This window comes from Stenomitos rutilans (genome assembly GCF_059505485.1).
The window spans coordinates 113498-123962 of the sequence record NZ_JCACKR010000025.1 but is presented as its reverse complement, the minus strand read 5'-3'; the positions used below and the strand labels follow the sequence as shown (position 1 = coordinate 123962).

10 protein-coding genes are annotated in these 10465 nt (G+C 51.5%); 9 read left to right on the top strand and 1 reads right to left on the bottom strand.

What is annotated here, in order from left to right:
- Positions 1–357: 357 nt before the first annotated feature.
- The 8 genes from argJ (at position 358) to AC5JLP_RS03175 (ending at position 8876) form a co-directional block, all read left to right on the top strand.
- Positions 358–1623: a bifunctional ornithine acetyltransferase/N-acetylglutamate synthase gene (gene argJ, locus AC5JLP_RS03210; RefSeq protein WP_496066457.1), complete on the top strand. Its 1266-nt coding sequence runs from the start codon at positions 358–360 to the stop codon at positions 1621–1623.
- An 18-nt stretch (positions 1624–1641) separates the two neighbouring features.
- On the top strand, positions 1642–2313 hold the full coding sequence (locus tag AC5JLP_RS03205) for a glutathione S-transferase family protein (protein ID WP_496066456.1): 672 nt from the start codon (positions 1642–1644) through the stop codon (positions 2311–2313).
- A 39-nt stretch (positions 2314–2352) separates the two neighbouring features.
- Positions 2353–2757 (top strand): hypothetical protein, encoded by a 405-nt coding sequence (locus tag AC5JLP_RS03200; RefSeq protein ID WP_496066455.1) that lies wholly within the window; start codon positions 2353–2355, stop codon positions 2755–2757.
- Positions 2758–3071: 314 nt separating this feature from the next.
- Positions 3072–3470: a hypothetical protein gene (locus AC5JLP_RS03195; protein ID WP_496066454.1), complete on the top strand. Its 399-nt coding sequence runs from the start codon at positions 3072–3074 to the stop codon at positions 3468–3470.
- A 375-nt stretch (positions 3471–3845) separates the two neighbouring features.
- Entirely contained in the window at positions 3846–7832 is a 3987-nt protein-coding gene (locus tag AC5JLP_RS03190) for a magnesium chelatase subunit H (RefSeq protein WP_496066453.1), read from the top strand.
- Between the two features lie 77 nt (positions 7833–7909).
- A complete protein-coding gene (locus AC5JLP_RS03185; protein WP_496066452.1) occupies positions 7910–8233 on the top strand; it encodes a hypothetical protein in 324 nt (107 codons plus the stop codon).
- A complete protein-coding gene (locus AC5JLP_RS03180) occupies positions 8230–8457 on the top strand; it encodes a hypothetical protein (RefSeq protein WP_496066451.1) in 228 nt (75 codons plus the stop codon). Before AC5JLP_RS03185 ends, AC5JLP_RS03180 begins: the two co-directional genes overlap by 4 nt.
- Before the next feature lie 158 nt (positions 8458–8615).
- Positions 8616–8876 (top strand): BrnA antitoxin family protein, encoded by a 261-nt coding sequence (locus AC5JLP_RS03175; protein ID WP_496066450.1) that lies wholly within the window; start codon positions 8616–8618, stop codon positions 8874–8876.
- Positions 8877–9161: 285 nt separating this feature from the next.
- On the opposite strand, the gene AC5JLP_RS03170 is transcribed toward AC5JLP_RS03175, so the two are convergent.
- Complete coding sequence (locus AC5JLP_RS03170) at positions 9162–9647, bottom strand: discoidin domain-containing protein (protein ID WP_496066449.1); 486 nt, start codon at positions 9645–9647, stop codon at positions 9162–9164.
- A gap of 406 nt (positions 9648–10053) precedes the next feature.
- Between AC5JLP_RS03170 and AC5JLP_RS03165 the strand changes: the two genes are divergently transcribed.
- Entirely contained in the window at positions 10054–10410 is a 357-nt protein-coding gene (locus tag AC5JLP_RS03165; protein ID WP_496066448.1) for a VOC family protein, read from the top strand.
- Positions 10411–10465: the final 55 nt, after the last annotated feature.

Genomic DNA, 10465 nt, shown 5'->3' with positions numbered 1-10465 from the left:
CAGTGCTTTGTTGGAGAACCTACTGGCTTAACTCCCTGGAATCCTTATTGAGCCACACTTTTTAGCCTTCATCCTTGATCATTCTTCCAACTCAAAACTCCTCCGCTGACTGCTGATAGCTGATAGCTCTTTAACTCAAAACTTGCATCCCTCATACCAATTTGAATTGAAAATGCGACACATCCTTTAGGGGCAAGGCATTGCCTTGCCCCTACCCACCGATTGATCTGTAGCCGTCATTCTTCAAATCGGTATCACCCCTCATCCTTTCCTTCTACCATTGCTAACCACTAACAACTAAACGCCCGCCCCCCTGATATAATCGCCAGTCATGCAGTGGAGTAAGCGGAGGCAAGCATGGCAGAGTGGCAGGAAATTTCTGGAGGCATCACAGCGCCCAAAGGCTATCGCGCGGTAGGTATGACAGCAGGATTGAAACCATCCGGTTTGCCTGATCTGGCACTCATTCTTTCGGATGTAGAGGCGATCGCGGCTGGAGTCTTTACGACCAGTCAAGTGCGGGCTGCCTGCGTCGATTACTGTCGGGAACGCCTTGAGACGAAAGCCAGTGCCCGTGCAATCCTCTGCAATGCGGGTCAGGCAAACGCTGCCACGGGTGCGCTTGGGCTACAGGATGCTCTGGAAAGCGCTAGCGCTTTGAGTGAAGCGCTCGGTGTGCCAGCCGAATTAATTTTGCTTGCGTCCACAGGCGTGATTGGTCAGCGTATTAAGCTAGATGCCTTAAAAGCCGCTTTGCCTCAACTTGTGGCTAGCGTTTCAGAAGAGGGTGGGGCAAGTGCAGCGAAGGCCATTATGACCACCGATCTGGTGCCGAAGACGATCGCCCTTGAAACCACACTGGACGTTCGCGGCGCATCTCAAACTGAGGCTCGTCCCGTTCGCATTGGTGGCATTGCCAAAGGATCGGGAATGATTCATCCCAACATGGCGACGATGCTTGCCTTTGTGACCTGTGACGCGGCGGTATCGCCTCACCTCTGGCAGCAAATGCTCAGTCGCGCTGCTGATCGCAGCTTTAACCAGATCACAGTTGATGGTGATACCAGCACAAATGATTCGCTGATCGCGTTGGCGAATGGACAGTCTCGCACCCCTGCCGTTACCGAAGCAGGCCCCGAAGCCGACAAGCTAGAGGCGATGCTGATAGAGGTGTGTATTCACCTGGCGAAAGCGATCGCGCGGGATGGGGAAGGCGCAACCTGTTTGATCGAAGTGCAGGTCTCCGGCACCAACGATGATGCAGAAGCGCGTCTCATCGCCCGAACGATCGCGGGATCATCACTCGTCAAATCTGCTATCTTTGGGCGTGACCCTAACTGGGGCAGAATTGCTGGTGCGGCTGGGCGTGCAGGTGTCATATTCAACCAGGACGATCTGCAAATCAAGCTGGGCGACTTTCTAATGATGCAAAATGGACAACCGCAACCCTTCGATCGCGCGGCTGCCAGCAACTACCTGCGACAAGCAGCCCTCGGTGAATACTTAAAAGACGATACGGTTGCGATCGCCGTTCGTGTAGGCAACGGTTCTGGCTCTGGCTCTGCTTGGGGCTGCGACCTGAGCTACGATTACGTCAAAATCAACGCCGAATACACCACATAGGGACACAACCAGGTAACGATGCGACTCCTTCAATTCAGCACGTCTCATTACTGCCGTAAAGCACGGTTAGCCCTAGGCTACAAACAAATCCCCTATACGGTCGAAAACCTGACACCCGGAGCGCACGTACTGAAGCTAAAGCCATTGACTGGCTTAAAAACCGTGCCTGTCCTGCTGCCAGATATGGATGGTGAACCCACCGCGATCGCCGACTCCACTCAAATCCTGCGCTTTCTAGAACGTCACCAGCCCAATCCCACCTTTTTTCTCGCTGATCCCCATCAGCAGACCGAGGCGGCACTGCTAGAAGATTGGCTGGATGAAAGCATTGGCACCGCCACACGCTTTGTCTACTACGATTTTCGTCGGGGCGAAGGAAAACAGATTGATCCATCGCTCTCTAGCCAACTCGTGATTCAGGTTGTACGCTGGCAATACGACATGAATCCCGCCGCTGTGGAGCTTGCTCGTCAGCGACTAGCGATCGCTTTTGATGCCCTGGTCGATCGTTGGAAAGACAGTCCTCACCTGGTTGGAAACCAATTGAGCGTAGCCGATATCGCAGCAGCGGCTCTACTCAGTCCTCTAGCGCTGATCCCACACTATCGTCAGCAGCAGGCATGGCTATTTGAACGCATTCGTGACATTCATCAGCTTTGTAATGAGACACTACCACCGGGATTGATGTGAAGGATGAGGGATGAAGGCTAAAGAATGAGGGATGAAAGGATGAGAACGCAGGTAGATCAAACGACAGACAGGCCGTTGGCAGAAAACACTTTATCCTTTAGCCTTTATCCTTTAGCCTTTCCCCTTCCCCTGGTTCAAAACAACAGTCTCAAAGCCTTCTTGCTTCTGGTGGGACTGCTTCTGATTGCGATCGAACCCGCACTGGCGCTGCCGAGACCAGACGACACACCTGAAGAAGTGCTGCGAGCAGAAATTATTACAGGTGCCCGATCGCCGATCGATGGTAAACCCGTTTCAGCCAGCGAGTACGCTCGACTCCAGGCAGAGCTTCAAGAGCCTGGGCCATCTCGCCCGGTGGTTGGACGATCGCTTGAAAAAAATCTCAACTTGCTGCGTCTCCGCAAATTTATCAAAACCTTTTTTCCTTTCTTGCCAGTACCTTAGGTTGGTTGGTTAGAGGGCAGAAGGCAGGGGGCAGAGGGCAAGAGAGTTGTTGGTTTTTAGTTTTTAGCAGGAGTCAAGAGCGGCTCATGTACTAACAACAACCAACGAATAACCAACAACTGGTTCAACTCAAAGCTTCCAGGCTGATAGCTGATAGCTGACCGCCAATCCTGCTCAAAAGTCTGACGAATGAGAGAGGTATTCAAAGAGTAGTTTCAACATAACCGTAGTAGAGGCATTTCGAGGCTTCGACGCAGGTTGTTCTGCATTCATCCTCTCTCTACTACAGACCCTCTGGGCAGCAAAGAAGCGCTATGTACGACGACCACGGATTTCAGCCAGGCCGAGAGGAACCCAACCCGTCTGGTCTTGCTTCATCATCGCTAGCGGTCGGTGAACCGCTTCTACTAGCCAAACCTGCCCAACCCGCCGTGCAGTTAAGCAATACCACGCTTATTTTGGTGCCGTTGAGTCTGCTGGCACTCTGGGCGATCGCGGTGCTCTGGTTCAGTCAGCACACAAAACGGCACATCACGGTACGACAAAAAGAAGATGGCCGCAAGCTGTTCAAACGCGTGCCTTGCCGTCAATGCCGCTTCTTTAAAGATAATCCATATCTGAAATGCGCAATTCGCCCAAGCGATGCGCTCACAGCCCAAGCGATCGATTGCGCAGATTATGCATCCCACGCCGATCGTCAGCGCCGACAGTAAAAGCGTTTGGCAAGGCTGAAAGCCTTGTATACAGAGACTTTGCCTTGACGTTCAAGCATAGAATCCGCTCGCTCAATTGAATTAAGTTTTGCTAAGAAAAAGCGAAGTAGAGGCTCGTCCAAAGCGGTATAAATGTAACGAAAACTTGAAATATATTTATCAAATTGTGTCGGATATATCCTAGAACGCTTATCTGGTCTGGTTTTCTGATACAAACATGATTGTGCAACTGTCTTAACAGTTTGCGCTCAGTTGCCAGCAAACGATTTTGCTCCCGTGCCAGTTTCCCGAAAGGTGCGCGGTTGAGCGATTTAGGACGTTTGCTGCTAATTGACTGCGACCCCTCGCGCATTAACAGATAAGGAGCTTAACTGCATGTTCACACACGTCAAGCCCACCATCAGACACGTTGCACCCGATGATCTGCGGGGACGCGCTCTGTTGCGAGTGGTCTATGTCGTGCTGGAGCCTCAGTATCAAAGTTCGCTTTCGGCAGCGGTTCGCGCCATCAACCAGAACCACCCCGATCTGGCTGTCGAAATTAGCGGTTACTTGATTGAGGAACTCCGCGATTCGGACAATTACGAGGCGTTTAAGCGCGACGTGGCGCAGGCAAATATTTTTATCGCGTCGCTCATTTTTCTCGAAGATTTGGCAGATAAAGTCGTTGCTGCTGTAGAACCCCATCGCGATCGCCTCAATGTCGCTGTAGTCTTTCCCTCCATGCCCCAGGTGATGCGCCTGAACAAAATGGGCAGTTTCTCAATGGCGCAGTTGGGTCAGTCCAAGAGCGCGATCGCCCAGTTCATGAAGAAGCGCAAAGAGAAATCTGGCTCCGGCTTTCAGGACGGCATGTTGAAGCTGCTGAATACGCTGCCCAAAGTGCTGAAGTACCTACCGATGGACAAAGCGCAGGATGCTCGCAACTTCATGCTCAGCTTTCAGTACTGGTTGGGTGGTTCGCAGGAAAATCTGGAGAATTTCTTGCTGATGCTCGCCGATCGCTACGTGTACAAAGATCTGGATACAGACAGCGGTGCCTTACAGTATCGCGATCCCGTCACCTATCCCGACATGGGCATCTGGCATCCCCTCGCGCCCACCATGTTTGAGGATGTGAAGGAGTATCTCAACTGGTTTAACTCGCGTACCGATATTGCGGACGACCTGAAAGATCCGCTGGCTCCCTGTGTGGGATTGGTGCTGCAACGAACGCATTTAGTAACCGGGGATGACGCTCACTATGTGTCGATGGTGCAAGAGCTAGAAAGCATGGGCGCACGGGTGATTGCGGTCTTCGCAGGTGGATTAGACTTCTCCAAACCTGTGGACGCATTCTTTTACGATCCGTTGTCCAAAGGGCAATCTGCCATTGTGGATGTCGTCATCTCTCTGACGGGTTTTGCCCTGGTCGGTGGTCCCGCCAAGCAAGATCATCCAAAGGCGATCGACTCCCTCAAGCGGCTCAACCGTCCCTACATGGTGGCGCTGCCCCTGGTATTCCAAACCACAGAGGAATGGGAGGACAGCGATCTGGGTCTGCATCCCATCCAAGTGGCGCTGCAAATTGCGTTACCCGAACTCGATGGCGCGATCGAACCCATCATTCTCTCTGGTCGGGATGGAACGACGGGTAAAGCGATCGCCCTGCAAGACCGGGTGGAAGCGATTGCCCAACGTGCGATGAAGTGGGCAAACCTCCGCCGCAAACCCAAACTGAATAAGAAAGTTGCCATTACCGTTTTCAGCTTCCCACCGGACAAAGGCAATGTGGGTACGGCCGCCTATCTGGACGTGTTCGGCTCCATCTATAAAGTGATGGAAGCCTTGCAGCACAACGGTTACGATGTGCAGGAGTTGCCTGAAACGGCTGAAGCTTTGATGCTGGAAGTGCTGCACGATGCCCGCGCCCAGTACAACAGCCCGGAATTGAACGTGGCGTATCGCATGTCGGTGCCAGAATATGAGGCATTGACTCCCTATGCCGATCGCCTCCACGAATCCTGGGGCCCACCGCCCGGACACCTCAACACCGATGGGCAAAATCTGCTCATCTTCGGTAAGGAGTTTGGTAACGTTTTCATTGGTGTGCAGCCCACTTTTGGTTACGAAGGTGACCCTATGCGGCTGCTGTTCTCCCGCTCTGCCAGTCCCCACCACGGCTTTGCCGCCTACTACACGTATCTGGAGCAAATCTGGAAAGCGGATGCAGTGCTGCACTTCGGGACACATGGATCGCTGGAATTCATGCCCGGAAAGCAAATTGGGATGTCCGATGCCTGCTTCCCCGATAGCCTGATTGGTACCATTCCCAACCTCTACTACTACGCAGCGAACAATCCATCTGAAGCCACGATCGCCAAACGTCGCTCCTACGCCGAAACCATCAGCTACCTCACCCCACCCGCTGAAAATGCTGGCCTGTACAAGGGCTTGAAGGAACTGGGCGAACTGGTTGCGTCCTATCAAACCCTAAAAGATACCGGACGCGGTGCCCAGATTGTCGATTCCATCATGGACAAAGCGCGAATCTGTAATCTGGACAAGGATATCGAGTTCCCTGAAAGCGCGAAGGAACTGGACGCAGAAACCCGCGACACGATCGTCGGCAAGGTTTACATCAAGCTGATGGAAATCGAGTCACGCCTGCTGCCTTGTGGCTTGCACGTCATTGGCAAGCCCCCCACAGCCGAAGAAGCGATCGCTACGCTGGTCAATATCGCTAGCCTCGATCGTCCCGAAGACGATATCCTCAGCCTGCCGTCCATCATTGCCAACAGCTTTGGTCGCACGATGGAGGAGATTTATCAGGGGAGCGATCGCGGTGTGCTGGAAGATGTGCAGTTGCTTCAGGAAATCACCCTGGCAACGCGATCGTCCGTGTCTGCTCTCGTGCAGGCACAGGTGGATGCCGATGGGCGCGTTTCCAGAGTGTCCAGGCTCAACTTCTTCAACATGGGTAAAAAAGAACCCTGGGTGGAAGCCTTGCACACAGCGGGTTACACCAAAGTCGAGGTGGATCACATCAAGCCCCTGTTTGACTATTTGGAATTCTGCCTCAAGCAAATTGTGGCGGATAACGAACTCGGTGCGTTGCTGACCGCGCTGGAAGGCGAATACGTCATGCCTGGTCCCGGTGGCGATCCCATCCGCAATCCCGATGTGTTGCCCACTGGGAAGAATATTCACGCCCTCGATCCGCAAGCCATTCCCACCTCTGCCGCGGTGAAATCTGCCAAAGTGGTGGTCGATCGCCTCATCGCTCGTCAATGTGCTGATAATGGTGGGCAGTACCCAGAGACGATCGCGGTTGTCCTCTGGGGCACCGACAACATCAAGACCTACGGCGAATCGCTGGCGCAAATCTACTGGATGTTGGGGGTTGCACCCCTGCCCGACTCGCTGGGACGCATGAACAAGCTAGAACTGATTCCGCTAGAAGAACTCGGCCATCCCCGTATCGATGTCGTGGTGAACTGTTCCGGTGTCTTCCGCGACCTGTTCATCAACCAGATGGCACTGCTCGATCGTGCCGTGAAAATGGCAGCAGAGGCAGACGAACCCCTGGAAATGAACTTCGTCCGCAAGCACGCCCTCAAGCAGTCCGAAGAGATGGGTATCAACATCCGGCAAGCTGCCACCCGCGTCTTCTCCAACGCCTCTGGTTCCTACTCGTCCAACATCAATCTGGCGGTGGAAAATAGCACCTGGGAAAGCGAAGCCGAACTGCAAGACATGTACCTGGCGCGGAAATCCTTCGCCTTCTCGTCAGACAATCCTGGCACAATGGATCAGAATCGCCAGATTTTCGAGTCTGCCCTCAAAACCGCCGATGTCACCTTCCAAAACTTGGACTCATCGGAAATCTCACTCACAGATGTCTCCCACTACTACGACTCCGACCCCACTAAAGTCGTGTCGCGCCTGCGGAATGACGGCAAAGCCCCCACGTCCTTCATCGCCGATACCACCACTGCCAACGCCCAGGTACGTACTCTCTCCGAAACCGTCCGTCTGGATGCCCGTACCAAATTGCTCAACCCCAAATGGTACGAAGGGATGCTCAGTCACGGCTACGAAGGCGTGCGGGAACTCTCGAAGCGGTTGAACAACACGATGGGTTGGTCAGCCACCGCAGGCGCAGTGGATAACTGGGTCTACGAAGATGCCAACGACACCTTCTTCAAAGATGAAGACATGTCCAAACGCTTACTCGACCTCAACCCCAGCTCGTTCCGCAAGATGGTCACGACCCTGCTAGAGGCAAACGGTCGCGGCTACTGGGAAACCTCTGAGGAGAACCTCGATCGCCTCCGCCAACTCTATCAAGAAGTCGAAGACCGCATCGAAGGAATTGAGTAACGCCAGAATTAAAGGAGTCTTGAGGGTGGGCAATGTCCGCCCTTTTTTCATTCAGCCTCAAGTGATATCCTGAACAGATGGCTGAAATCTATGTAGCGATTTGGAACCAGAATGAAGTGGCAATGTCCTCAGTCGATGGCGAACTGATCGTTGTTCTCGTCACAAAGGATGGGCGTTTTCAAGCGCAACAATCTGTGACGGTTCGCCAAGCAACCGCTTTCTTCCGAAATTTAGAGGCTGGGGACTACACGATTATTGCGAGGCATCCCAGCCTAATGCCAATCGAAGCTCGCTACGACGTGGGTTTAGGTGCTGAAGCTGCTTTTGGCATTCGGTTTGTTTATAATGAAGCCCAACGCCGCTTGCTGAGAATTGATACGCAAATGAGGTTTTTCTCATGAACACTAGCGCCAACTCAGACGATTACATTCTGCCAGCAGACTCGATCAGAGCCTATCAACTTGCCGTTTATTTTGAGAGCGAGTGGCTCTGGAAGGAAAAAGACCCCATCTGTCGAGCCAATGCATCAAGACGCTTGGCAGAACTGACGGCAAAACTGGCTGAACTGGAAGAAGCGGAAGCCAAGCAGTTTTCAGAGCAGAATTTGCCGAACGAAGCCGCTTGATCAGCGATCGCTTTACGATCCGCACTCCTTCATCCTTCTTGCAAGCGCGACTCCTGTGGAAAGCTTCCCTAACGCTGCCGTTTTGAACGAGACCCTTCTTGGTTTGAATCGGAGTGATCGTGGTCTGAGCCGAAACGATCGCAGTATGAAGAGGGGTAATGATGGAAGCAGAGTACGATTTCAGTCAAGGAAAGCGCGGTGCAGTTGAACCGATCGCGGCTGGAAAAACTCGCATCACCATTCGGTTAGATGATGATGTGTCGGCATGGTTTCGGGAACAGGTTCATGCAGCAGGCGGCGGCAATTATCAAAGCTTGATTAACGAAGCCCTGCATCAACACATTGAGCAAAAACATGAGCCTTTAGAAGCAACCTTGAGACGAGTGTTGCGCGAGGAACTTGAACGGGTAGGCAAGTAGTAAACACAGGTGATACCGATTTAAAGAATGACGGCTACAGATCAATCGGTGGGTAGGGGCAAGGCAATGCCTTGCCCCTACAGGATGTGTCGCATTTTCAATTCAAATTGGTATGAGATTCACAAGCTAACAAAGTGCGATCGTCCATCTCGTCACTTGAATCGGTAGTAGAAAATCCAATATCAAAACTATGTCATGCGATCGAAACCAGTAGTTCTGCCTTTCTATAAGATTGCAGACTCACTTTTTCTTTACAGAGTAAGCTCGGAGTTGATGGAAGGTGCCCTAGCCATTCCATGAGCCATCGGGTGGTTCCCAATACTTGACGTAGCGAGCTGCGATCGGTTGAATGGCAATATCAACATTGAGTTTATTGGAACCACTTGTACCAGAGTAGGGATGAACAATTTGAGATGCTAATTGCCAATTTTTATTATTGGTTGAGACCTCTACGCGAAAGGTTAGTGAATTCTTAAAGGCACCGTCCCAGTCAATGTTGTAGCCAACCTTATTAAGTACACAAACCGCGCCTAAATCCACTACTTGAACAGTCCCGTTGCCATTGTTGGTTTCGTTTCCCCAACGCCTTGGCTGAGGATAGTTTGTTGTTGTTCTGTAGTCCACTGAATCGTTAGCATTACCCCAAGCGGGATAGGTAATCCCTCCGGCTCTAGCAATGACTCGTTTACTGGCTGCAACATTAACAACCGCCACAGTCTTTCGCTTCGCAGTTGTATTTTTGCCAATGCTGCTTTCTGGCGTTGCTTTCACTGCTGACGGTGGAGACCCAATAGTATTTGATACTTGAGTAGGTTGAGCGTAACCAACCAGTATCAGACCACTAAGGGAGATCCAAGCAGCCAAAGAACGGGCTTGTCTAATCATTTTTCTCATTCAATAGCAATACTCAACCTAGGTTGCACTGCAAGGAGAAAATTCTATCATCTTGACTAAGAGAAATTAGCTATAGCGATCCTATTTGGATTGTGAGAAAGGATTCCACTGGAATCCTTTCTCACCAAGCCTCTCAATCTCACAAATGATTTAGGACTGCTATAGATCGGTGATCGGTTTAGTTTTCCTAAGCAAGCCAGGCAGCAAAAAAGACGAGGAACGGTTAAGATTCAGTGGAGCAATTCGTTAAAGAATGCCCTTTGTCGTAACACAGACCACTCCAATGAGTATTGAATCGATCGACCATTTGTATGTTGAAACCCCTGCTTTTGAAGCAGCCTGTACTTTTTGGAAAGGGCTAGGCTTTAAGCTTGTTGATCAGTGGGAAGAGGAGACCCATCGTGCTTGTCGTTTAGAAGCTGGTAATACCTACATTGTTTTGGCGGAAGCTGCAAAGCCTTCATTGACTGTTCATTTTCGCGTCACTAATCTTGAGAGCGATGCTCAACAGATCGGAAAAAATGAATCAATCGTGGTTCAAACTCCACTAGAAGCAACTCATTGGGGCAGCCATTGGATGTGCGTTCAAGATCCAGATCAACATCTATTTGCTTTAGAAGAATCAAATAACGATTCATAGAGTCGTTATCTCAAGCTAACAGTGCCTATCTACATGTCTAATACAGGGTTGTTTG

Excerpts from the sequence above, each read along its gene's own strand:
- argJ (WP_496066457.1), top strand. The coding sequence starts at position 358 with ATGGCAGAGTGGCAGGAAATTTCTGGAGGCATCACAGCGCCCAAAGGC.
- AC5JLP_RS03205 (WP_496066456.1), top strand. The coding sequence starts at position 1,642 with ATGCGACTCCTTCAATTCAGCACGTCTCATTACTGCCGTAAAGCACGG.
- AC5JLP_RS03200 (WP_496066455.1), top strand. The coding sequence starts at position 2,353 with ATGAGAACGCAGGTAGATCAAACGACAGACAGGCCGTTGGCAGAAAAC.
- AC5JLP_RS03195 (WP_496066454.1), top strand. The coding sequence starts at position 3,072 with ATGTACGACGACCACGGATTTCAGCCAGGCCGAGAGGAACCCAACCCG.
- AC5JLP_RS03190 (WP_496066453.1), top strand. The coding sequence starts at position 3,846 with ATGTTCACACACGTCAAGCCCACCATCAGACACGTTGCACCCGATGAT.
- AC5JLP_RS03185 (WP_496066452.1), top strand. The coding sequence starts at position 7,910 with ATGGCTGAAATCTATGTAGCGATTTGGAACCAGAATGAAGTGGCAATG.
- AC5JLP_RS03180 (WP_496066451.1), top strand. The coding sequence starts at position 8,230 with ATGAACACTAGCGCCAACTCAGACGATTACATTCTGCCAGCAGACTCG.
- AC5JLP_RS03175 (WP_496066450.1), top strand. The coding sequence starts at position 8,616 with ATGATGGAAGCAGAGTACGATTTCAGTCAAGGAAAGCGCGGTGCAGTT.
- AC5JLP_RS03165 (WP_496066448.1), top strand. The coding sequence starts at position 10,054 with ATGAGTATTGAATCGATCGACCATTTGTATGTTGAAACCCCTGCTTTT.